Origin of the sequence: Shewanella inventionis (assembly GCF_019931735.1) — a bacterium.
Taxonomy (GTDB): Bacteria; Pseudomonadota; Gammaproteobacteria; order Enterobacterales; family Shewanellaceae; genus Shewanella; species Shewanella inventionis.
Map to the genome: position 1 here is coordinate 3990461 of NZ_CP082926.1, position 25118 is coordinate 4015578.

A 25118-nucleotide genomic window follows, 5' to 3' on the forward strand; every position below is an offset into this window, starting at 1 on the left:
TTAACAAAGATGACTTTGAATTAATGTTATAAATAAATCACAAAACTTCAGCTCTTATAACAGAATGAAATTCATCTGCTACTGATTCCCAAGATAAATGCTTAACCAATTCATAATTTTCATTCAACTCTGATTCAATTCTTTCTTTGCTAAATTTAAAACATTGACTCAATTTACTTTTAAGCTCAATTGAATTAAATGTTGATAACTTAAGCTCACTATTTGATAAGGTTAAGGGTGCATAATTTGATATTACTAAGCAACTTGAAGCTATAGCTTCAGCACATGGATAATGGAATGCACCATCTTCAATTAATCCAGTTGCAACAACAATATCATTACGTTTATAAAAGTCTGCGAGTTCAAACTCATTGTTTATGTCAAAAAACTTTAAATTTGGTAATTTCGCCGACCACATTTCATTACAATAAACAGCCACGTTTACAAAGAGCTTACCTTTAAACTCATTATTTAATTCTATTAGTACGTCGATAATCTCTTGACTTCCTTTATATAACTCTTTTCTGCCAATAAGACCTATATTTATTACTTCTTTGTCACAAAAGTAAGAATCTTTAAAATTTCGATATAAAGAAAGATCTATTCCTGCAGGAACTATGGAAATATAATTATTAAGATAAGAGGGTAAGAGCAATTCTGAGTTTACGATCTTCTTTAGGGGTAAAAAATAAGTAATATATGCTAAAAGTTTGCGATGAAAATGATTACTAAACAGGACCTCATACGCTTGAATATAATAAAACTTGCCAACTTTACGACTTAACAATAAAACAACATATGCGGTTAAAAAATAATTTGCAATTGCTACGTCTGCATTAACACTTTTTACTTTTCGCCATAAGTAATACATATTAAATAAAAAATTTAATGTTTTAAAATTTGTTTTTTTTACTTTTGATGTCAAAATTTTACAATTGAGTTTATAATATGGTGTGCAGTTGTTTTCAGGTGCAACAATAATTACCTCCTCACCTCTTTTTACCAATTCATTAGCTAAATTAGCTAACACACGCTCACCTCCTGAGCGTCCTATCCCCATAAGTGGTATAACAATCTTCACAATATTCTCAACCTGATAAAGTAGAATTTCACTAATTTTATTAGTAAACATCCATGAAATAGAAACTAAGCACTAAACAAACTATGTCTAATACCTATAAAACAGTAAATTTTTAGAATCACAAAGAAAATCGCTTTACATTTAAAAATACAAATAAAAAATATAATATGTAATTAACTAAATAAGCTATGCTCGCACCTTTAACACCATATATATCAACAAATAAATATGATAAAAATATAAAATTTGTAGAAAAAAATATCTCTGTTGAAATAAACCATTTTGTAGCACCTCGAGACAGCATTGGGTATGCATATAGCCAAGCTAAAATTTTAACCACATCTCCAGTTAATTGTATTGCAAACAAATCACGTGCGGCTTTAAACTCTTCTGTGAATAATAGCCATATAGCGACATCTCTTAATAAATATACGCCAAGAGCCATAATACAAACAATAGGAAAAATAACTTTAGCTGTATGATGTATCTCTTTAACAATTGAATCCACACCAATTAACGATGATAACTTGGGTAAATAGTAAGTACCTAAAGCTATTGTGATAACACTGAGATAAACCTCTGATATTTTCCATACTGCTTGCCAGTGGCCTGTTGACTCCCATCCGACTTGTTCAACTAAGATATTTCTAACTAGAATTAATGATACTGGGACAGTCAACGCTGTCGTTATCGCCATTAACGTATAATTACCTATAGATTTGCGTGCTGTAACACTTGTAGTCCCCCACCAATACCGCAATTTAAACCAAGGTTGACGTAAATTGGCAGATAACATCACTAAACCAATCAGAGCTGATTGCAAAGCTGCTGCGAGCAGTGCACCTTTTATATTTGCGTAAAATATCATGCCTAACATCAAGGCTGCTGATATAATTGCCGAGAGCATGCCTAAACCAACATAACGACGATAGTTTTGCTGGCCATTAATGACTGAATTACAAAGTGTCCCTATAGCGGATAAGGGTAGAACACAAACCGTAACAGTAATAACCCAAGAAAGTGCTTCATCTTGAAATAATAAAATAGCTAAGTAATCAGATAACAATAATACTACTGGAATAGTAATCCCAGCGAGTATCAAAATCCATTGCAATGAAGCCTTCCACCAAAGAGAACATGCTTCATAACCCTCAGCTTGTTTCTCTGCGGTATAACGCACTACCCCATTGGCAGCTGGAGCATTGATTAATCCATTGAGTACAGCCACGACACCTTGTACCTGCCCTAACATAGCTAAACCGGTAGGGCCGGTGTAAACGGCCACCACTTTAGCTATTACAAAGCCCATTACCATTTTTAGAAGCGTTAGCAACCCTGTCATGGCAGTGACTTTTAGAAGACGTTTCATGCCCTAAAGCCATTTACTGCTTCAATGATAGTATTAACTGACTCATCACTCATTGTTGGATCTAACGGAAGTGATACGACTTGATTATGAATTAGCTCTGTTACTGGTAAACATTGCAATCCCATATCTGGATATGCTTTTTGCTGATGTGGGGGAATTGGGTAATGAATTAATGTTTGAACTCCTGAATTAATTAAATGCTGTTGTAATAGTTCTCGTTTATCGCAACGGACTACAAAGAGATGCCAAACATGTGCAAGTGATTCTTTTAACTCAGGTAAAATGATTAGGTCATTATTTATTCCTGATAAATAACGTTGCGCAATTTGCTGACGGCGTAGCGTTTCTGAAGGTAAAAAATTCAATTTCACTCGCAACATAGCAGCTTGAATTTCGTCTAGGCGGCTATTCAAACCTTGGTACAAATTTTCATATTTTTTATGAGAACCGTAATTACGCAAAGCCTTTAACGTTAACGCTAACTCATCATCATTTGTAGTCACCGCTCCAGCATCACCTAACGCACCAAGATTTTTTCCTGGGTAAAAACTAAAACCTGCTGCATCGCCCCAATTGCCAGCTTTTTTATCTTGTGTTTCTGCACCATGTGATTGTGCGCAATCTTCCAGAACTAATAAATTGTATTCTTTCGCAATCGACATTAGCTCAGGCATAGGTGAAAGTAAGCCATATAAATGCACTGGCAAAATAGCTTTAGTTTTCGGTGTTATTGCTGCACGAACTAAATCTGGTTCAAGATTGAATGTAGCAGGATTAGGTTCAACTAATACTGGAACTAAATCATTTTCTGTAATCGCTAAAATAGAAGCGATATAAGTATTAGCTTGAACAATGACTTCATCACCTGATTTCAACTTGCCTAACTCTTTCCATGCACGCAATGTTAAAATTAAAGCATCTAACCCGTTTGCGACTCCGATGGCATGTTTGGTTCCACAATAGATGGCAAACTCACTCTCAAACTGAGTTAATTCATTACCCATTATATACCAACCAGAATCGATAACTCTAGCACAAGCTTGTTTCAGCTCATCAGCGTATTGACCATTAATTGATTTTAAATCTAGAAAAGGGATCATTATTTTTGGCTCATTTGTGTAAACGTTGAATAGTCGCGAATGTAATCATCTGCATCATAGTAATGAGAAGCAAAAACAAGGAGTACGGCATCTTTTGAATACTTATATTGGACCCCCCATGTCATCGCTGGTAGATATATACCTTTATCAATACTATCTAATATATATTCTTCTCTATTTTTACCATCATCAACTAAAACACTACAGTTACCGCTAACACAGATTAAAAACTGCTGACATTCTTTATGAGCATGTTCGCCTCTGACTTCTTTATTAGGAACACCGAACACGGTAAAATAACGTTTAGGAGTGAATGGAATTTCCTTTTCAAACTCACCAACCGATAAATTACCTCTTAAATCATTCACCAAATGAAATTTATGTAACGATACACCGTTAACTTTAGATTTTTGATATTCCAGTCCAAAGTTATTACTCGGAATAATGGTTTCTGTACTTGTTGCTACATAACCAGTAATTTTAGCCGGATTTCCCATTACAATGGCGTTGTCTGGAATATTTCTAGTTACCACAGAACCAGCACCAACCATAGAGTTTTCACCTATCGTGATACCCGGTAAAATAGTTGCATTGGCTCCAATTGATGAACCTTTCTTAACGACTGTTTTCAAGTATGTATCAGGATAGGCTTTAGATCTTGGACGCTTATCATTGGTAAAGGTTACATTGGGCCCAATAAACACATTATCTTCAACATGTATACCATCCCAAATCTGTACACCAGACTTTATGGTTACATTATCACCTATAATTACATTGTTTTCGATTAATGAATTTGCACAAACGTTACAATTACTGCCTATAACTGCACCTGGTAACACAACACAAAACTGCCAAATATTAGTATTCTCACCAATATGCTTAGACTGAACATCCGCTAATTTATGGATCATTTTTCCACCTGACTCTATAATTGATTTAAACGTATCGCTAAGTTTTCATCTTTATTTGAAAGCAGAGGTTTATCGACTAAGGGCCAATTAATATTTAACTCTTTGTCATCCCAGCTAATACTGATTTCTGCTTTGGGATTATAATAATCTGTACATTTATACACGAATTCAGCCTCTTCACTAGTAACATAAAATCCATGTGCAAAGCCTTCAGGGACCCATAACTGACGTTTATTTTCTGCTGATAAATACACTCCGACCCATTGGCCAAATGAAGGAGAACCTTTTCTTATATCGACAGCAACATCAAATACCTCACCAGACACAACACGCACTAATTTACCTTGAGTATTTTCAGTTTGATAATGCAAACCTCGTAAAATACCTTGTTTAGACTTGGAGTGATTATCCTGTACAAACTTTGTAGGTTTACCAGTTACCAGATCCTCAAATTTTTGTTGATTCCAGGTTTCCATAAAGAATCCACGTTCATCACCGAATACGGCTGGTTCAATAATTTTAACGTCTGCAATGCTTGTATCAATAACTTTCATTTATGAATACTCTTTAATTCGAACTAACGCTGCTTGCCAATCGCTCTGCTTAATGCCAAATATATTATGAATTTTGTCACAATTTAAACGAGAGTTTGAAGGACGCTTAGCAGGGGTTGGATAGTCTAGTGTTGTTATTTGATTAACTTTTATAGGCTGGACAAGAACACCTTTATCAAATGCTATTTCAAATATTTTTTCAGCAAAAGCATGCCAACTTACATGAGGAAAACCCGAATAATGGTATGTCCCATAAGCTTGATTGCCGTCAACGATCTGTTTCGCGATTGTCACAATTGCGTTTGCTATATCACCTGCATAAGTAGGGCCACCAAATTGATCAGCTACCACACCTAAAGACTCTCTCGTTTTAGCAAGGCGTAGCATAGTTTTAACGAAATTATTACCGTGTTCACCAAAGACCCATGCTGTTCGTAATATAATATGCCTTGAACAGGCAATTGCGACTGCTTGTTCGCCAGCCAGCTTACTACGACCGTACTCACCTTGAGGTGCAGTTACATCAGACTCAGTATAGCTATCCACGCTATGGCCATCGAAAACATAATCTGTCGAAATATGAATTATGGCGGCATCGACTTTTTTAGCGGCTAAAGCCAAATTACTTGGCCCATCACGATTGATTGCATAAGCCAATTGTCGTTCTTGTTCAGCTTTATCTACAGCCGTATAAGCAGCTGCATTGATGATTATATTAGGCTGAAATTCGCTGACAGTTTTATCAACTTGAATTGCATCGGTAATATCAAGCTCTTCACGGGCCAACGCTAAAAATGTTACCTCAGTCTGTGCTTCTAGTAGATCGATTAAACAACGTCCAACTTGGCCATTTTTACCGACGATCAATATTTTCATGTTTATGCCCCATTAGCCAAATGAGCCAAATGAGCCAAATATTGACCATAATTATTTTTCATCATTGGCTTAGCCAATTTAGCGAGTTGTTCAGAGCTTAACCAACCGTTACGCCACGCGATCTCTTCTAGGCAAGCCACTTTTAGGCCTTGTACATGTTCTATCGTTTGTACAAAAGAAGACGCTTCATGCAAACTTTCGTGTGTACCAGTATCTAACCATGCAAAACCACGACCGAGTAACTCCACATTCAAGTTACCTTTGTTCAAATACATTTCATTTAAGGTGGTAATTTCTAACTCGCCGCGATGTGACGGCTTAACTTGCTTGGCCATTTCGACAACACTGTTGTCGTAGAAATATAAACCTGTGACTGCATAATTAGATTTTGGCTTGGTTGGTTTTTCTTCTATCGATATTGCTTTCATGTTTTTATCGAATTCAACCACACCAAATCTTTCTGGATCTTTGACTTGATAGCCAAATACTGTCGCACCGTTTTCTCTATTCGCTGCGCTCTTTAGGGTTTTACTGAAAGATTGACCATAAAAAATATTATCACCTAATACTAAACACACGCTGTCTTTACCGATAAATTCTTCACCAATCAAAAATGCTTGTGCTAACCCATCAGGGGACGGTTGTACTGCATAGGTTAGATTTATGCCAAAATCGGAACCATCACCTAATAAACGCTTAAAACCTTCATTATCTTCTGGCGTAGTAATAATCAATATGTCTCTAATACCAGCAAGCATTAATGTTGACATTGGGTAGTAGATCATTGGTTTGTCATATACTGGCAATAACTGTTTTGATACACCTCTCGTAAGTGGGTATAAACGAGTTCCTGAACCGCCAGCTAAAATAATGCCTTTCATATATAAATAAGTTCCTAGATAAATAGGCCCTAGGTTCTAGAAAAATAGGGCAAAAAAAGAAAAAAAAGCTAGATGCCTAAACGTTCACGTTGGTAGCTACCATCTTGTACATGCTGGCACCAGGTTTGATTTGCTAAATACCATTCTACGGTCTGGCGAAGGCCGGTTTCAAATGTTTCTTGTGGTTGCCAATTAAGCTCTTGGCTCATTTTAGTAGAGTCAATAGCATAGCGTCGGTCATGGCCTGGGCGGTCTGTTACATAGGTGATTTGCTCTGCGTATGGCTTATCTTTTGGTACTAGGGCATCCAGAATATTGCAAATGGTCTGTACCACTTCAAGATTTTGCTTCTCGTTATGACCACCAATGTTATAGGTTTCACCAACTTGGCCTTGAGTAACAACCTTGTAGAGCGCACGCGCATGATCTTCTACATAAAGCCAATCACGAATTTGATCACCTTTGCCATAGATTGGTAATGCCTTGCCTTCTAACGCATTTAAAATTACTAGAGGGATTAATTTTTCAGGAAAATGATACGGGCCATAATTGTTAGAACAGTTAGTAACAATCGTTGGTAAACCATATGTACGTAGCCAGGCTCTTACTAAGTGATCGCTTGAGGCTTTTGAAGCAGAATATGGGCTGCTTGGTGCGTAAGAAGTTGTTTCAGTAAATAAAGGAAGCGGCCCATCTTGCTCATCGGGATGGGGTAAATCACCGTACACTTCATCAGTTGAAATATGGTGAAAACGAAATGCTTTTTTAGCATCATCCGCTAACGTATTCCAGTAAGCCCGAGTTGCTTCAAGTAATGTATAAGTACCTACAATATTGGTTTGGATAAAGTCAGCAGGGCCGGTAATTGAACGGTCGACGTGAGACTCTGCAGCAAGGTGCATTACTGCATCAGGTTTATGGGTATTAAATACTCTATCTAGTTCTGCTCGGTTACAAATATCGACTTGTTCGAATGAATAGCGCTCGTTTGAATCAACACTCACTAATGATTCTAAATTACCTGCATATGTCAATTTATCTAAATTGATCACACTGTCATTAGTGTTGTTAATGATATGGCGAACAACTGCAGAGCCAATAAACCCTGCTCCACCTGTAACTAAAATTTTCATTATTTTATCTTCCCGAGAAGTTTAGAGTGTTCTATTAAGAATATGGATATAAACAAGATTGGTTTAATTTTAACAATTTTTTGACCTAAGCCCTTAATACCAAGCTGAGACTGTTAAGCTAGGTTCTAGGTTCTAGGTTCTAGGTTCTAGGTTCTAGGTTCTAGGTTATTAAGATTAGAGTCTAGATTGCTAGAGCGCTTTGCTGTTAGATACTATAAAAGCGTAAAGAGTTTACGGATAACGGTAAATCGATAACGGAACGCTTCGTTTAAGGATAGAGAGTCCAGGAACCCGCAAACTCGCCTGAGAGCGGACTTCGTCCTTCTAGATTCTGCATAATATTAATCTTGTTTTTTAACAAAATATCGAATTAATACGAACATGATACCTAAAATGCCACCTAGCATGGTGCCTAATACGCATATTAATGCTCGCTTAGGTTTAGCTTTTTCTTCTGGTATTAGTGCTGGGTCTATGGTTTTAAATACATATTCGTCGCGTACTTCGGCAAACATAATTGTTTTAGCTTGCTCTTCGACTAGTTTGTATAAAATCGAACGGATATCGGCAACGTTGGTTTGTTGAATTTTTGATTCTAGAAACTCGGTGCTTTTAATGGCCTCTGCAACATCACGTTCTTTCATTACTGTGTTGATGTCTTGCACTAACCAATTAACCCATTGCTGGGCAACATACGGAGATAAATGCTCAACAGATACGGTTACCATACCAGTGTCTTTTGCAGCATTGACTGCAATAATTTTACTGAATATTTTGAATGCCTCTTGCATTGACGGTTCTGGCTTAAAAGGTGGTTTAACTTCGCGCACCCATTTATTTTGCGATAAGTCGTATACTTCAACATCGTAAGACAAGGTATTGTCTGCCATATTCCATTTTTCGGCAGCCATTAAGTCAACCAATATATTGTGCTTTTGAATGAACTCACTGGCGAATTGACGTGACTTCATCACCTCGATGGCCATTTGAGTTTTATCTACTCCGCCACCGCTGCCTAAATTGATACCCGCCATAGATGCAAGACCACCAAATTGACCAGCAAGGGCAGCTAAGCCACCATTTGCTTGTTCTGAATCTGCAGGCGATAATAGGGCTTCTGACTTGTATATATTGGGTTGACTAATTGCAAAAGCAACTGATGCCACTGCAAACACAAAGGTAATGGCAATGATTAGCCATTTGCCTTGCCAGATGACAGAAAACAATTCGCGAAGGTCGATTTCGTCGTCCGCCACGCTTCCCATTGGTTGGGTGGTGTAGGGTTGAAATAGTGCATCTGGGTTTAATTGATTATTTTGGTTATTCATTGGTTCTTCAGGTTCTAGGTCCTAGGAGCTAGGTCCTAGGAAAGCTTAAAGATATTTAAAGAAGGTACTAGGTACTAGGCTCTAGGTACTAGGCTCTAGGTACTAGGTACTAGGCTCTAGGTACTAGGCTCTAGGTTCTAGGTTCTAGGTTCTAGGTTCTAGGTTCTAGGTTCTAGGTTCTAGGTTCTAGGTTCTAGGTTCTAGGTTCTAGGTTCTAGGTTCTAGGTTCTAGGTTCTAGGTTCTAGGTTCTAGGTTCTAGGTTCTAGGTTCTAGGTTCTAGGTTCTAGGTTCTAGGTTCTAGGTTCTAGGTTCTAGGTTCTAGGTTCTAGGTTCTAGGTTCTAGGTTCTAGGTTCTAGGTTCTAGGTTCTAGGTTCTAGGTTCTAGGTTCTAGGTTCTAGGTTCTAGGTTCTAGGTTCTAGGTTCTAGGTTCTGCATGGTAATTTACACCATCTTCTTTCACACAACCTTTTCTTATTTTGATTAACGCGCCAAGCATTGCTGAAACCTCTCTAGCTTCCTGAACAAGCTTTAAGCCGTTCTGCTTTTCCATCACACCTATTTCAATAGCTATGAAAATTTGTGTTGCTAGTTCGCCGGATGACCCTTTTGCAAAGTATAAAAACCTTGCTGATTCAGCATGGGACTCTCGCTCTTCGCCCTCTGCAATGTTAGAGGGAATCGAAACTGCAGCGCGAGTTATTTGGTCTTTTAAACCATAATCATGACAATTTTTTAATTCAGAATAAACATCACATGCCAATCTGCTTGAACGTTTCCATACTTCTAATTTTTGAAAGCTAAATTCTTTCATATATCCATCCTTGGTTCAGCATGTTTTATTCTCGCTCTGAAGCCTAGTACCTAGAACCTAGAAGGACGAAGTCCACTCTCTGGCGAGCCTGCGAGCTCCTAGAACCTTCTTACAACGTTGCTACTGCTGCGACTGCGATGGCACTGTTGTAGATGATGGTGGTGACTTGCTGCCATAAGGTTAGGCTGTCTTTGTATTCGGTATCTAGCGGTACGATTATGGTGTCGCCTGGTTCCATTTGGGTGCTGCTAGTAAACCAAGTTGACTCGCTAGGCATTGTTACCGAGCCATCTGCTTTAATGATATACACACGTTCGTCATCGGCTCGCTTACGAAGGCCGCCAGCCATGGTTAAATATTGGTCATACGTGATACCTTCTTTGTATCGATGTGTGCTTGGATGTTGTACTTGCCCCATAATAGACACAGTTTGATTTTTTGCTGGTATATAAAGCGCATCGGCGTCTTCTAGATCAAGGTTTGCTTCGTCTATACCAAGCTCTAAGGCGGTTAAGTCCACTACTAAGCGGCCAGCCACTTCAACATTTTCGAGCTCTTTTAACATCAATTGTGCGTCGGCATAACCCACTGTTGGTGTGTCTTTGGTTAATGCTTTTGCTGCAATTTCGCGGCGTAGCTCATCTGAAAGCTTGGTTAATTCAAGTTGCTCTTTTTCTTTAACTGATTTACGTAAAAATACGGCACTTTTTAAAGCTGCGTCATTGGTATAGCCACCAGCACGTGCAATAACCCCTTTTAAGGTTTCACCACGTTGAATTGAGTAAGTGCCAGGGAATTTAACTTCACCTTTAACTGTTACCCAACGGGTTTCTTGCCAGTCTGGTAAGGTTCTTACTGTTAAGATGTCTCGGCTTTGCAGTGCAACAATTGATGAAGGGTTGTTCATTACATCGTTTAAGCTAAGTTGTTGATGCTGTATTGTTACGCCGTCTGTTTGCGATACTACCTGGCGTGTAAGCTCTGCAGCCATGGTATAAGCGCCCTCTTCTAGGCCGCCGGCAGCTATAATTAACTCTTTAACATCTGCATTAACGGTTAGAGGATATTGACCAGGAAAGCGCACATTGCCATTAATGCTAACAAGTTTGGCTGCATCACCAAAACGGCTTTGGTTTTTTAACTGCGTGATGATTGGCTCGAGTAGTTTTTCTCTATCTTCGTAGTCGAACACCAACAGTGTATCGCGAGGTTGTAATACTACATTGTGCAGAGAAAATGGATCGGTAATGGCTTTACCCAACGCCACGCGGTGCACTTCTATGTCGCCACGCTGATTGATTTCGCGCACGAGTAATGAGTAGTCTAAATCTGCGGTGATGGTTAAATTGCCCCAGATTGAAGGCAGTAAATCGGCAACTTTAAGCGCGTTTTTCCATTGGTATTTACCTGGTCTAATTACCGCGCCTGCGAGTGTTACTGCATTATCAATTCTATTTGATGCTGATTTTACATTTAGCACGTCGCCATTTTTAACTGGTGTAGACAAGCCACTATTTGCAGTTAAATCAACGTTGATAACGGTTTTAACTGATTTGTCGCTGTAACGCTCTACAACACTTGATTTAGGGTAAGCACCTGGATTTAAACCACTGGCCATTTTGATTACATCTGCCATGGTTTCGTTATTTTTAAGCTCGTATATTGCTGGGCGACGCACTTCGCCCATTACGCTTACGGTACCGCCAGTTGATGGAATAAACACAACATCGCCAGATTGTAAGCGTTTGTCGCCTGATGCATCGCCGCGCATGAGTAAGTCGTATAAGTCTAATGTGCCTACTGTTTTGCCTGAGCGTTTAAGTTGAATGTTACGAAGAGAGCCAATTTGATTTACACCGCCAGACACGAATAACGCCTGAGTGATAGTTGATAAGCTTGAAACCGTATATGACCCTGGCTTGTATGCATCACCAGCGACAAAAATGCGAATTGAACGCAGCTCACCCATGGTGATGTTAGCATTAATACCTATCATGCTTTGGGCAATTTTATCTTGTAGTAAGTTTCTTGCCTCTGCAAAAGAAAGGCCAACTAACGATATTGGACCTAAATCTGGAAACTGGACAGCTCCATCACGTCCTACAACTAGTTGGTAATTGTTATTTTCTTTGCCGTAGAGTTGAACATTAATAGTGTCTCCAGGGCCTACCATGTATTCAGCTGGAACGGGTACGTCTGATACTGGTGCGAAGGTCGTTGGAGAACCTGCAAACAAGTCGTAACCAAATGGTTTTAGTTCTAATTTTTGCTCAGTTTCTCTTTCTTCAACACTTAATGTTGTTTTTGTTTTTTGTAAATTTGTTTGGTCTTCTATCTCTTTTTGATTGTTTTTTTCTTCTTCAATTGCATCAACTCTAGGCTCTACAACTTGCGGGTTTTCAATTTTGGTTGCAGTTGCTGAAGTCGACAACATTGATGGGTCGATACCGTATTGCTTGGCGATCCGCTCTTGTTCTGATTTAGGCAGTTGTTTGAATTGCTCAATCATCTGTGGCGACGGTGTCACCGCCTGCACTTGCGTACTGAAAATAATAAGGGCTGATAAGCCAGCAATTAACACGTTTTTGGTTTTATGCAACACCAGGTATCTCCAATATTATTTAAAAAAGGTTTTGAGAGTAGGAACTAGGAACTCGCAAGCTCGCTAGAGGTTCTAGGTTCTAGGTTCTAGGTTCTAGGTTCTAGTTCTAGGTTCTAGGTTCTAGGTTCTAGGTTCTAGGTTCTAGGTTCTAGGTTCTAGGTTCTAGGTTCTAGGTTCTAGGTTCTAGGTTCTAGGTTCTAGGTTCTAGGTTCTAGGTTCTAGGTTCTAGGAACTCGCAGGCTCGCCTGGGAGCGGACTTCGTCCTTCTAGGTTCTAGGTTACTACCCGGTTGTCATCCCTGAGATCTTTTATCAGGGATCCAGGTGTTTCTTTGGATTTTGCTTTTAAGCCTTAAAGCAACACCTGGGTTCCGGCTTTAACAGCGCTACCGGAACGACGTAGTCGAGCAGTGTAGCGTCCTCGTACCTAGCAGCGTAGCGCCCTAGCAGTGACGAAGTCACGCCCTAGTACCTAGCAGCGAAGCGTCCTATTCGGACACGCTACCGATTATTACATACGTCCATGTATTCCACTCTTCGAGCCAGCTAAAGCTGTTTAAACTTGTTCCAGACAAGTTTATCGCGTGGCGGGCGAGACGCCCTTCGGCGTACACTAAAAGACAGAAACTATTCTGTCTTTTGCCTTTAAAAATACGTCCTGTATTTCCCCTTCGGGCCAGCTGAAGCTGTTAATAATTGTTCCTGACAATTATTTTCAGGCACGCTACCGCCCATGGATTGCGGCTTCCAACTTGCCCTTCGCAGTGCGAAAATTCAATTTTTTACGATTACATTTAATCACTTTGGCGCTTTAGAGGCTCAAAGCGGCGCGCAATTATACCCAAAAATACATCAATATGCTTGAGTTATCTCCGAGGCATTTATTAAAAATGTTTCAGAATCGTTTAAAACACACAAAATGATTACATTCAGAGCAACTTCTGACTCATTTTGCTTAAATATCAAACTAAACCTAGATAGCTTAATGGACAATGTCTTACAAATCATCGAGCTAAAATCTTATAATTCGTCTGTCATTCGGCTAGGTTCTAGGTTTTTAAGATTAGAGTCTAGATTGCTAGGGCGCTTCGCTGCTAGAAACTATAAAAGCGTAAAGCGTTTACGGATAACGGAACGCTGCGCTTACAGGTTCTAGGTTCTAGGTCCTAGGTCCTAGGTCCTAGATTCTAGAAGGACGAAGTCCGCTCTCAGGCGAGCTTGCGAGTTCCTAGAACCTAAACCCTCAGGCGAGCCTGCGAGCTCCTAGTCCCTTACTGAACTGACTAGTTTTCATTTGTTTTATCTATCGGTTTAAGGTTTGTCAGTTCTACTAAAACTCTTTTTTGCTGCCCCATTATGGTAAACAACACGTGGCAACGTTTGTCTGGATTGTTCTCATCGAAAATGGCTTCGAGATCTTTAAATGGGCCGTCGACAAACTTGACTTTATCGCCTTTTGTTAGCGGTTTTTCGACTTCGGGTACGTGGCCACTCACTCGACGTTTAAGCGCCGAAATAATTCTGTCGTCTATGGGCGTCATATCTTCTCGACAACCAACAATGCGGTTAGCGCCACGGGTATTGTGGATTTTGCTCACGCTTGTTATTTCTGGGTCGAAGTAGATAAAAAGGTAGCTTGGAAATAGCGGTACCGTAACCATTTGCTTTTTGTTACGGATAGTTTTTTGCTGGGTTATCATAGGTAAATAGCTTTCGACTTGCTGTAAAGCCAAGTTTTGCTGGGCACGCTGTTCTTCACGTGGTTTGCAATAAAGTAGATACCAAGATTTCATTGTTACTCGCTTGTTTAAATTTACTCAATTGTCTGAGTAAGTGACGTCCCATTCACGACTCGAGATAATAGCAAACTTGATCATTCTTTTGAATGCGTTTTGCCTTCAAATGCCTAGAAATACACCAGTTTAAGACATTAATGCTTCGCTGATTAAAAGAACCGTTTTTCAATATGGCTAACACATTGATTTATAGGGGCAGAAAAAATCATGCTGCCTTTATAGGCTTGGTGACGGTTTATAATTGTTAGATATAAAAAAACCTCGATAGATTACCGAGGTTTTAGTTATGTAGGTACTGCGCTGTTATTGACCCGATTTAGGTGGGTAATTCATCATTACACTACCAATGGCCTGGTTAATGGTTGCGATGCGTTCTTCTGGCGTGCTTTGTTCTCTTACCGTGTCGGCAATGGTACCACGCCATACTAACTTACCTGTTTTGTTATCAACTAAATCAACCATTAAAGTGCCAACTTCGTATTCACGCACTATGGTTTCTGTTTGCATTGAGCCTGCTAGCCCCCAGCGAGGTCCATAGTATGGGTTGTAACCAAAGTGGCTGTTGAATGTATCAACATTGATTTTTTTATCGACTTTTGTAATGTAATTTACGAGCAAATCAGCATTTTGTTTATCTGTTTTGCTAATGCCCTTCTGGCTTAATTGGTTTTCTATTGCGGTGCGAACGCGTTGGTCCATGAGGCCGTCAAGATGGTAGCCAACTTCGTCATTCTTTTTTTCTACCCAGGCGTAAGATTTGTATTGCTCAAATGATACCGATGGGTCGAAGTCTGAACTCGATTTTAAGGTACTACAAGCGCTTAATGCTAACACCGCGGCGGCGATAAACAATTTTTTCATGACAGACTCCAAAAACAATACGTTAATAGCCATAAGCTTATAGAGCGCAATGAGGTTGTCAAGTTAACTAGAATTTATGAATGGAAGGGCTAGGTACTAGGTTCTAGTTCTAGGTTCTAGGTTCTAGGTTCTAGGTTCTAGGTTCTAGGTTCTAGGTTCTAGGTTCTAGGTTCTAGGTTCTAGGTTCTAGGTTCTAGGTTCTAGGTTCTAGGTTCTAGGTTCTAGGTTCTAGGTTCTAGGTTCTAGGTTCTAGGTTCTAGGTTCTAGCTTCTAGGGCCTAGGGTCTAAATCTACCCGGTTGTCATCCCTGAGATCTTTTATCAGGGATCCAGGTGTTTCTTTTGATTTTGCTTTTAAGCCTTAAAGCAACACCTGGGTTCCGGCTTTAACAGCGTTACCGGAACGACGTAGTCGAGCAGCGCAGAGCCCTTCTAGGTTCTAAATCTACCCTTGTTGTCATCCCTGAGATCTTTTATCAGGGATCCAGGTGTTTTTGTAAGTCTTAAAACCGTTGACGGCTTACGGATTACAGAACGCTGTGCTTACGGGTTTATGTACTAGGAACTCGCAGGCTCGCTAGAGAGTCTAGCACCTAGCAGCGAAGCGCCCTAGCAGTGACGAAGTCACGCCCTAGAACCTAGCAGCGAAGCGCCCTAGCAGTGACGAAGTCACGCCCTAGAACCTAGCAGCGCAGCGCCCTCGTAGTGACGAAGTCACGCCCTAGTTCCTAGAACCTCGCATCGACTAGGCTTTATTACTGATCCACACTGTTTGGTATGGCTGGAGTTGTATGGTTTGGGTGATGTCTTCTATTTGGTTGCCGGTGAGCAAATCGACCCAGTATTCTGATATGACTAGGTTAAGCTCATTGATGGGTAGATCGGTGACTTGATCTGACACGTTACTGATACAAAAAATACTTTGTTTTCGATTACGGCTTTGACGCCAAAAGCCAAACAGTTGCAGCCCTAGATGTAGGGTAAATTGGGTGGCATTTGGATGAAATGCTATTTGTTGAGTGCGTATATTGATGAGCCTTGTCATGGCTGATAACACCTGGCTGTGGGTACTTTGGGCGTCGCTTAGCTGTTGTTTTAAACTGTCTAAATCCCAGCGATGACGATTGATGGCTCTGTTATGTGAGGTATTAGCCAGTTTTTCGTAGTCGTTACGAGTGCCTAATAAGCTGTGGATGTATATTCCTGGGATCCCTTCGAGTGCCAACATAATGGTATGTGCGCACAGGTATCTTTGCATGCCCCATAAGTCTTTGCCTTTGGTGGTACCTTGCAGAGCATCGTATAAGGCGATGTTCATTTCGTAGGGCTTTTGCTCACCGGTTTCGGTGGTGCGGGCGGATATTTGGCCGCCAAATTGCTTCATGGTATCGACGAGTGTTTGTATTTCATCATCGTCTAATAACCCTTCAGCTGGGCGTAAGCCTATGCCGTCGTGGGAGGCGATAAAGTTAAAATAGGTGGTGCCATCTTGCGCTGGCGGCATGCTCATTAACCAACGTTTTAAGTATAAGCAGCTGCCGGTTATTAGGGTATTAATGAGCAATGGCGGCAGTGAAAAGTTATATATGCAGTGGGCTTCGTTGGCGTTACCAAAATATGTTAAATTTTGTGTGTTGGGGATATTAGTTTCGGTGATGATCATGGCGTCGTTTTGCGCGTGTTCAATTAAGGTGCGCAGTAAGCGGATGACCTCGTGGGTTTGCGGTAAATTAATGGATTTTGTGCCTACAATTTTCCATAAAAATGCAACGGCATCGAGCCTAAAAATACTCACTCCTGCATCTAAATATTGTCGAATAATACTGACAAACTCGATAAGGACGTTGGGGTTTCTAAAATCGAAATCAACCTGATCATGACTGAAGGTAGACCACACATATTGAGTGCCACTGGGGGTTTCTGTGGGTCTTAATAATGCTGAGGTTCGGGGCCGTACGACTTCAGTTAAATCATCTGTTAAGTTTGCCGTAAAAAAATAATCATGGCCTGGCCCTTCACCTTTGCAAAAATTTTCAAACCATAAACTGCGGCTTGAGCAGTGATTTATCACTAAATCTGACATTAAACGGCGTTTACTGGCTATGGCACTGATGTCGGCCCAGTCGCCTAGACTCTCGTTAACGGTTGAGTAGTCTATTACGGCAAAACCGTCGTCTGAACTGTAAGGGAAAAAAGGCAAAATATGCGCACCGTTTATGCAGCCCACATAACTGTCGATAAACTGTGACAAGGTTGTGAGTGGGCGCTCACCTTGCTGCACAACACTGTCGCCATAGGTGATCATTATGGTGTCTTTTTCTGACCAGTGGTTAGCAAATGGCTCTGGTACTTGGCTAAACTCGGTGATTCTCATGATTTCGATGAGCCGTTCAGCTAATGTATTTATGGGTGTGTCGAGAGCAATGTCTTTATAAATACACTCAAGTTGTTGTTGCAGCTTTTGTTGTAAACCATCCATTAATGACATAAATAGGTGTCCTTATACCATCAGGAGAAATAAGTGATCAGATATTGCGTTGTTAACCAATAAGAATGATCGGCATTTTTGTGCTGATTGGTATTAGCTAAACTCTGCGTTGTCTGCCTCAACAGCGGCTTTAAGTTGCTCTAACACATCAGGCATGGCGCTTACCACTCGGCTCCATGTTGGCATAAATGGCGTTTCCATGGGGTTGTCTAAAAAGCGCTGCCCTGCGGTAACGATATTTTGAGCAAACATTTCTACGGCTTTTTCTTCTAGGTGAATGTCGGTTGTGAGTCCATTCATTAAAGCATCATTATGGTAAGTTTCAACATAATCGAGGGCAACTCGGTAATAGGTTGCTTTTAAGGTACGAAATGATTCTGTGCTGAAGGTTTCGCCTTGGGTGGCTAATTTACGGAAAAATGCCTTGGTAATATCAATCGACATTTTAGATAAACCGGCTTCTTCGTTGTCGAGCGATAAATCTTGATGCTTGTGGTCGTAATTGTCGGCAATATCCACCTGACAAATGCGATTGTGGGCATAGTTACGCTGCATTTCTGACAGTACGCCAATTTCTAAACCCCAATCACTTGGAATGCGAAGATCGGTAAGCACATCGCGCCTAAACGAAAACTCTCCAGCTAATGGATAACGAAAGCTGTCCATGTATTCGAGGTATTCGTTATATCCCACCACTTTTTTTAGCGCTTTAATCAGCGGGGTGACTAATAAACGTGACACTCGGCCGTTAATTTTACCGTCGGATAATCTGGCGTAGTAACCTTTACTAAATGCGTAGTTAAATTGCGGATTAGCGACCGGGTAAAGCAATCTTGCCAGTAATGATTTTTCATAAGTGACGATATCGCAGTCGTGCAAGGCAACCGACTCTGATTTGCCCGAGGCTAAAATGTAACCCATGCAGTACCACACATTTCGCCCTTTCCCTAGCTCGGTTGGTGCTAGCCCTAGCTTTTGTAATTTTGCATCTAGTGCTTTTAAGCGTGGGCCGTCGTTCCATAAAATACGGTGATGTTGGGGTAATTCGCCAAAAAAACTCAATGCATGCTTGTATTGTGCTTCGTCTGCTCGGTCAAGGCCGATAACAATTTCAGACAGGTACGGCACGTCTTTAAGGTTAGCAACTATGCCTTTTAATGCATCGCCTTCTAACTCTGAATACAGCGACGGTAGAATGAGCCCTAATGGGCGAGTTTTTGCAAACTTAATTAAGTCTTGCTCTAGTTCGTCGTGGGTACGACGAGTTAAGTTGTGCATTGTGGTGATGGTGCCGTTTTGATAAAAATCAGCCATGTTATACGCCTCCTACAGTCATTGGTTTTGCTGGTGTGGCCAGTGTTGACGTGAGTAATGTTGCGGTGATGCATTCGGCCCAGCCTTTAGGACCGTATGCCTGGCTTTTTATGGTTTGCTTTTTGTTAAGTACTGGGAACTCATGAGTGGGTGATTTAATTTGAATAGCGATATCGGCCGCTTCTAGCATTGCACTGTCGTTGCCGCTGTCACCGAGTGCAATGGTGGTGACTGGGGTTTGATATTGCTTGGCATAAACTTGCGCCAGCCAGTTCATGGCTTTGCCTTTGTCGCTTTCACCGCCTATGTGCAAAAAACGCCCGCCTTGTAACATGTGGGCGCCTAATGAGGTCATATAATCGATAAATTCTTGTTTACGCGCTTCATCGCCTTGCCATAACAAAGGCTCTGAATAATGCCTAACTAAAGCAAGGCGCGCTTTGTCTGGCGCAAGATCGGTAACTTCACACAATTCTTCAACGCTAAAGGATGAAAAGCCGATGTATTCATCTTCAAACTCAACGGCTTGTTGAGCTAATAAATCAAGCCAGTGCTGGCGAGGCGGACAAAACTCTTTTACCCAGTAATACCCTTGCTCAAAAGTCCCTTCTGGCTGCTCATTGAAATAACCTATTGGAATATAAATAACGGCGCCATTTTCTGAAATAAAGGGAGAGTTAATCCCAATGGTTTGTTGTAGTTTTTCCATTTCGGCAAAGGTTTTGCTGGTATTGGCAATAATAGGGATATGACGCTCATTAAGCGCTTCGATGACCTCAATGGCATGGTTAAAACTGTAATCGAAGTGGTCGAGTAATGTTCCGTCTATGTCAGTAAAAATCAATGGTCTGCTGGTCATATAGAGTCCCTTTAATATTAATACGGGATAAAACAAGGGTGAAAATAATGCTGCCACCTTTTGTTTTATTGGTAATTAACTGATTCAGAAAATGTGCCAGTGCAGTATGCATTGCCCAAAAATGGTTCAATCGACTTATTAAGCATTGAAATTTATAGCTTTTTATTTGAGCAAACTTAACGTGAAGAATAATTTTTTAGTGCGCTGATGAGTTACATACGTGCAAGGTTTTATGCAGATCGCACCATTTTGGTGCAATTTAAGGGTAGCAAGTGGCAAGTGGCATGCTACGAGTGTACTTCTTTGCCGTCCTCGAGTGCTGTTATCCCGGCTTTATAAGCGTTACCGGGACGGTTCCAGGTGTTTGCTCTTAAAAGATAACAGCTGGATCCCGGCTCAAAAGCATTGCCGGGACGACGTAAATAAGGCCTTAGCAGACGTGATAAAAGTGACAAGGTTCAAGTGGCTGTGTAAGTGCAAGTGGCAAGTTACGAGTTACAAGTGACAAGTGACAAGTGCAAGTGACATGCTACGAGTGTACTTCTTTGCCGTCCTCGAGTGCTGTTATCCCGGCTTTATAAGCCTTACCGGGACGGATCCAGGTATTTGCTCTTAAAAGATAACAGCTGGATCCCGGCTCAAAAACATTGCCGGGACGACGTAAATAAGGCCTTAGCAGACGTGATAAAAGTGACTAGTGGCAAGTGTAAGTGTAAGTGCAAGTGGCAAGTGGCATGCTACGAGTGTACTTCTTTGCCGTCCTCGAGTGCTGTTATTCCGGCTTTATAAGCGTTACCGGGACGGAACCAGGTGTTTGCTCTTAAAAGATAACAGCTGGATCCCGGCTCAAAAGCATTGCCGGGACGACGTAAATAAGGCCTTAGCAGACGTGATAAAAGTGACAAGGTTCAAGTGGCTGTGTAAGTTTTAAAATTGGTTTTCAAAATAACTTTCAATGATCAGCACGGCAGAAACCGCGTCAACCTGCCCTTTAGTCAGTGCTTTAAAGCCCCCTAACTCAAATAATCTTGCTTTAGCGTCTGCAGTGGTGAGGCGTTCGTCTTGTGTGGCAATTTTAACACCGAAGCGGCCATTTATTCGGTTAGCAAACTTGCGCGCTCTTTGGGTCATTTCTTGTTCTGTGCCATCCATATTTAGTGGTAATCCCACTACGACTAGATCGGGTTGCCATTCTTTGAGCAGTTTTTCGATATCGTCCCAATTAGGAATACCGTCAACAGCTTTAAGTGACAACAGAGGCGTTGCGCTGGCCGTAATAGCCTGACCGATTGCGACACCAATACTTTTGGTGCCATAGTCAAACCCTAATACCGTTTGTGGTTGCATGTATTTCTCTTTGTTTTGTTTTTAGGGGCTAGGAGCTCGCAGGCTCGCCTGAGAGCGGACTTCGTCCTTCTAGGTTCTAGGTTCTAGGTTCTAGGAACTCGCAGGCTCGCCAGAGAGCGGACTTCGTCCTTCTAGGTTCTAGGTTCTAGGTTCTAGGTTCTAGGTTCGAGGAACTCGCAAGCTCGCCTGAGAGCGGACTTCGTCCTTCTAGAATCTAGAAGCGCAGCGCCCTCGAAGTGACGAAGTCACGCCCCAGCAGCACAGCGTCCTACAAGGGTTCTAAATCTACCCTTGTTGTCATCCCTGAGATCTTTTATCAGGGATCCAGGTGTTTCTTTTGATTTTGTTTTAACCATTAAAGCCTAAAAGCTAACACCTGGGTTCCGGCTTAAACAGCGTCACCGGAACGACGTAGTCGAGCAGCGAAGCGTCCTTCTAGGTTTTAAATTCATTCCGGTTGTCATCCCTGAGATCTTTTATCAGGGATCCAGGTGTTTCTTTTGATTTTGCTTTTAAGCCTTAAAGCAACATCTGGGTTCCGGCTTTAACAGCGCTACCGGAACGACGTAGTCGAGCAGTGTAGCGTCCTAGCACCTAGCAGCGCAGCGCCCTCGAAGTGACGCAGTCACGCCCTAGAACCTACTACCTAGAACCTAGCTGCGCAGCGATACTATCATTAAGCATGACCAACTTGAGTCGACATTTGCCAAAAGTCGAAGCCTAAAGATTGGGTCGCGCTTTGCCAGATTTGCTCATAATCTACGTTAAACAGTAATTCTGGGGTGGCTTTAATGGTTAACCAGGTATTGTCTGCGAGTTCTTGTTCTAGTTGATCTTTACCCCAGCCAGCATAGCCTAAAGCGATAATAAAATTTTCGGGCGGATTACCGGCTGCAATCGAGGTTAAAATGTCGCGAGACGAGGTGAGCATTGAATAGTCACTGATTGTAACGCTATTGATCCAATTTTTTTGGGGCGTGTGTAATACAAAGCCGCGATCTGGTGACACTGGGCCGCCGACTAAAACCTCGTCATTAATTGCGAACATCAGTTCTGGTGAAGGATTGAGATCCATTTGCTCGAGCAGCCCTTCAACATCAACGCCTATAGGGCGGTTAATCATTATGCCCATTGCACCTTTGTCATCGTGTTCACAAATATAAATCACTGAACGTTCAAAGAATGTGTCGTCTAACGACGGCATGGCAATTAAAAAATGATCTTTTAAGCTATCCATATGATCTCCCAAGTCGTGTTGTTAGCGTTTATCCACCCGCTAATTTCACGGTGAAATTCAATTTCTCTAATATGGATTTAACAAGTTCACGGTTGTCTGTTTGCACTTCAATGTTGAAGTCTTTCACTGTACCACCACAGCCGCATTGTTTCTTAATTTTTTGGGCTAACTCTTTTAATGCCTTTTCGTCTAACCCTAGACCTTTGATAACACTAACGCCCTTGCCTTTTCTGCCTTTAGTGTCTTTATGAATACGCACAATACCATCACAGGTAGGCACTTCGGCTTGTGTTTTAGGCTCGTCGATACGACCTTTGTCGGTGCTGTAAACTAGGCTGATATTAGGATCTATTCTCATCATATTTCTTATTGATTGGCGTTTAGGGCAGTTTATCAAATCAAAAAAGCGGAGGCGAGTTTAGATTCTAGGGGCTAGGAACTCGCAGGCTCGCCAGAGAGCGGACTTCGTCCTTCTAGGTTCTAGGGGCTAGGGGCTAGGAACTCGCAAGCTCGCCGGAGAGCGGACTTCGTCCTTCTAGGTTCTAGGGGCTAGGGTCTAGGAACTCGCAAGCTCGCCTGAGAGCGGACTTCGTCCTTCTAGGTTCTAGGTTCTAGGTTCTAGGAACTCGCAGGCTCGCCAGAGAGCGGACTTCGTCCTTCTAGAATCTAGCAGCGCAGCGCCCTAGCAGTGACGAAGTCACGCCCTAGCACCTAGCAGCGAAGCGCCCTAGCAGTGACGCAGTCACGCTCTAGAACCTAGCAGTGACGAAGTCACGCCCTAGAACCTAGCAGCGCAGCGCCCTAGCACCTATCACCTAAATGAAAGGTTTAACCAAGTTGGCCATCATGTTGATGTGATCATCATTGTCATTTAGGCATTCGATATAACGGAATTTTTTGCCACCAGCGTCTTCAAATACATGGCGGTTTTCACCTTTTATCTCTTCCAGTGTTTCTAGGCAATCGGCGCTAAAAGCTGGACAAATAACGGCGATATCGGTGACTCCTTTTTCAGGCAGGCTGCCTATTGTTACGTCGGTATAGGGTTGTAACCATTTGGCTTTACCAAAGCGAGATTGGAATGTGGCGACATAGTCATCTTCGCTTAACCCTAGTTTTTCGACGACGAGGCGAGTCGTTTTCATGCAAAAACAGTAGTAGGGATCGCCAAGGTGTAAGTTACGCTCTGGCATTCCGTGATATGACATGACTAACTTTTGCGGTTTGCCATTGGTGTCAAAGTCTTTTTGAATCGATGCGGCAATGGCATTGATAAAATCTGGGTTGTCATGATAAGTATTAATAAAGTGCAATGAGGGTAAATAACGCCATTGCATCATTTCTTTGGCTAGAGCATCAAAGGCTGACCCGGTTGTGGGCGCCGCATATTGTGGGTACAAGGGTAATACAACTAGGTTATCAATACCTTGCTTGTGCATGCTTTGTAATGTGGTAGCCACCGACGGCGAGCCATAGCGCATTGCCAAATGTACACTGACATCATGCCCTTCGGCCTGCAATTGACTAGCTAATTTGGCTTGCTGACGCTCGCTAATATCAAGCAAAGGCGAGCCTGCATCTGTCCACACTTGTTTGTATAGCGCTGCTGATTTAGCCGGACGAATGCGTAAAATAATGCCGTGGAGGATTAACATCCAAACAAGTTTGGGGATTTCAACAACTCGAGGATCTGATAAAAACTCGGCTAGGTAAGTTCGTACTGCCGAGGCTGTTGGCGCATCGGGTGTGCCAAGATTCATAATTAAAACACCTGTTTTACCACGCGCTTTGTGGCCAGTGTCTTTGTCTAACCCTGAAAATCTAGCCAAAATGTAGTCTCCGTAATCTATCTAGGTAAACTCAGCTAAACGCAAAAATAGTCTTGATGCTTGTGTTAACTTATCGTACTCGTTTTGCTGAGATTAAAGTCATTATTTGTTGATTGTATCTTATTATTTATAAACAAAAAGAGCGCTAGGTATCGAATTGCATACCTGTTTGCGCTCTTTCTTATTGCTGCTGCGATTTATAATACAGTTTCTATCGCTTTTTTGATTTGTTCACTGTCAGGTTTTACTCGTGAATTAAACTGCTGGACAGTTTGTCCGTCACCTGAGACTAGGTATTTATAAAAATTCCATTTAGGTGAACCGCTTTTATCACCGAGGTATTTAAATACTGAATTGGCATTGTCGCCCCGTACAGGCGATGTTGCGACCATGGTAAAGCTGACACCATAATTGATAAAACACACATCTGCCGTTTTTGCTTCATCTTTTTCTTCTTGGAAAAAATCGTCAGAAGGAAAACCAATTACCACTAAGCCCTTGTCTGCATACTCTTTATGTAAAGCTTCTAGTGCTTCAAATTGCGGAGTAAAGCCGCAGTTTGATGCCGTATTTACAATCAAAACTGGCTTTCCCTGGGTGAGTTCACACAGGTTAACATTGTCTTTGGAGTGTAATTTACGTGCTTCGACATTGAGATACTCTGGACAGCTTGCAGCTGACACGCCCAAACTGCTAGTTAGTAGCGCTATTGCGGTAATATGTTTTATCATTTTTTCG

21 protein-coding genes are annotated in these 25118 nt (G+C 41.5%); all 21 read right to left on the reverse strand.

The features are described from left to right. Positions 1-37: 37 nt before the first annotated feature. The 21 genes from K8B83_RS17795 to K8B83_RS17895 all read right to left on the reverse strand — a co-directional run bounded on the left by K8B83_RS17795 (position 38) and on the right by K8B83_RS17895 (position 25111). Positions 38-1081 carry a glycosyltransferase gene (locus tag K8B83_RS17795; RefSeq protein WP_223418558.1) on the reverse strand — a complete coding sequence of 348 codons (1044 nt, stop codon included), beginning with the start codon at positions 1079-1081 and terminating at the stop codon, positions 38-40. A gap of 118 nt (positions 1082-1199) precedes the next feature. Next, positions 1200-2450, reverse strand: coding sequence for an O-antigen translocase (locus tag K8B83_RS17800; protein ID WP_223418559.1), 1251 nt, complete (start codon positions 2448-2450; stop codon positions 1200-1202). Beyond that, the gene (locus K8B83_RS17805) at positions 2447-3550 is read right to left on the reverse strand and encodes a DegT/DnrJ/EryC1/StrS family aminotransferase (protein ID WP_223418561.1); all 1104 of its coding nucleotides are present in this window, start codon (positions 3548-3550) and stop codon (positions 2447-2449) included. The genes K8B83_RS17800 and K8B83_RS17805 overlap by 4 nt, the downstream gene beginning before the upstream one ends. Continuing rightward, positions 3550-4464 carry a WxcM-like domain-containing protein gene (locus K8B83_RS17810; protein WP_223418563.1) on the reverse strand — a complete coding sequence of 305 codons (915 nt, stop codon included), beginning with the start codon at positions 4462-4464 and terminating at the stop codon, positions 3550-3552. The genes K8B83_RS17805 and K8B83_RS17810 overlap by 1 nt, the downstream gene beginning before the upstream one ends. Before the next feature lie 14 nt (positions 4465-4478). Further along, positions 4479-5018 (reverse strand): dTDP-4-dehydrorhamnose 3,5-epimerase, encoded by a 540-nt coding sequence (gene rfbC / locus K8B83_RS17815; RefSeq protein WP_223418564.1) that lies wholly within the window; start codon positions 5016-5018, stop codon positions 4479-4481. Beyond that, a complete protein-coding gene (gene rfbD, locus K8B83_RS17820) occupies positions 5019-5894 on the reverse strand; it encodes a dTDP-4-dehydrorhamnose reductase (protein WP_223418566.1) in 876 nt (291 codons plus the stop codon). 2 nt (positions 5895-5896) lie between these two features. Further along, complete coding sequence (rfbA, locus tag K8B83_RS17825; RefSeq protein ID WP_223418568.1) at positions 5897-6775, reverse strand: glucose-1-phosphate thymidylyltransferase RfbA; 879 nt, start codon at positions 6773-6775, stop codon at positions 5897-5899. Positions 6776-6843: 68 nt separating this feature from the next. Further along, positions 6844-7908: a dTDP-glucose 4,6-dehydratase gene (gene rfbB, locus K8B83_RS17830; protein WP_223418569.1), complete on the reverse strand. Its 1065-nt coding sequence runs from the start codon at positions 7906-7908 to the stop codon at positions 6844-6846. Positions 7909-8249: 341 nt separating this feature from the next. Further along, positions 8250-9236, reverse strand: a complete 987-nt coding sequence (locus K8B83_RS17835; protein WP_223418571.1) for a Wzz/FepE/Etk N-terminal domain-containing protein — start codon at positions 9234-9236, stop codon at positions 8250-8252. 417 nt (positions 9237-9653) lie between these two features. Then, positions 9654-10049 (reverse strand): four helix bundle protein, encoded by a 396-nt coding sequence (locus K8B83_RS17840; RefSeq protein WP_223418572.1) that lies wholly within the window; start codon positions 10047-10049, stop codon positions 9654-9656. Between the two features lie 109 nt (positions 10050-10158). Continuing rightward, the gene (locus K8B83_RS17845; RefSeq protein WP_223418574.1) at positions 10159-12651 is read right to left on the reverse strand and encodes an SLBB domain-containing protein; all 2493 of its coding nucleotides are present in this window, start codon (positions 12649-12651) and stop codon (positions 10159-10161) included. 1282 nt (positions 12652-13933) lie between these two features. Further along, positions 13934-14443 carry a transcription/translation regulatory transformer protein RfaH gene (gene rfaH, locus K8B83_RS17850; protein ID WP_223418576.1) on the reverse strand — a complete coding sequence of 170 codons (510 nt, stop codon included), beginning with the start codon at positions 14441-14443 and terminating at the stop codon, positions 13934-13936. Between the two features lie 306 nt (positions 14444-14749). After that, complete coding sequence (locus tag K8B83_RS17855) at positions 14750-15307, reverse strand: DUF4136 domain-containing protein (RefSeq protein WP_188739339.1); 558 nt, start codon at positions 15305-15307, stop codon at positions 14750-14752. Between the two features lie 744 nt (positions 15308-16051). Then, positions 16052-17794, reverse strand: coding sequence for a sugar phosphorylase (locus tag K8B83_RS17860; RefSeq protein WP_188739338.1), 1743 nt, complete (start codon positions 17792-17794; stop codon positions 16052-16054). Positions 17795-17887: 93 nt separating this feature from the next. Next, positions 17888-19108: a glycosyltransferase family protein gene (locus tag K8B83_RS17865; protein WP_188739337.1), complete on the reverse strand. Its 1221-nt coding sequence runs from the start codon at positions 19106-19108 to the stop codon at positions 17888-17890. Between the two features lies 1 nt (position 19109). Next, complete coding sequence (locus tag K8B83_RS17870; protein ID WP_188739336.1) at positions 19110-19967, reverse strand: HAD-IIB family hydrolase; 858 nt, start codon at positions 19965-19967, stop codon at positions 19110-19112. Positions 19968-20894: 927 nt separating this feature from the next. Continuing rightward, entirely contained in the window at positions 20895-21314 is a 420-nt protein-coding gene (gene ruvX / locus K8B83_RS17875; RefSeq protein WP_188739335.1) for a Holliday junction resolvase RuvX, read from the reverse strand. 676 nt (positions 21315-21990) lie between these two features. Next, positions 21991-22551 carry a YqgE/AlgH family protein gene (locus tag K8B83_RS17880; RefSeq protein WP_188739334.1) on the reverse strand — a complete coding sequence of 187 codons (561 nt, stop codon included), beginning with the start codon at positions 22549-22551 and terminating at the stop codon, positions 21991-21993. Positions 22552-22579: 28 nt separating this feature from the next. Then, entirely contained in the window at positions 22580-22909 is a 330-nt protein-coding gene (gene yciH / locus K8B83_RS17885; protein ID WP_188739378.1) for a stress response translation initiation inhibitor YciH, read from the reverse strand. A gap of 457 nt (positions 22910-23366) precedes the next feature. Then, positions 23367-24380, reverse strand: coding sequence for a ferrochelatase (gene hemH / locus K8B83_RS17890; protein ID WP_188739333.1), 1014 nt, complete (start codon positions 24378-24380; stop codon positions 23367-23369). 197 nt (positions 24381-24577) lie between these two features. Beyond that, a complete protein-coding gene (locus tag K8B83_RS17895; RefSeq protein ID WP_188739332.1) occupies positions 24578-25111 on the reverse strand; it encodes a glutathione peroxidase in 534 nt (177 codons plus the stop codon). Between the last annotated feature and the right edge of the window lie 7 nt (positions 25112-25118).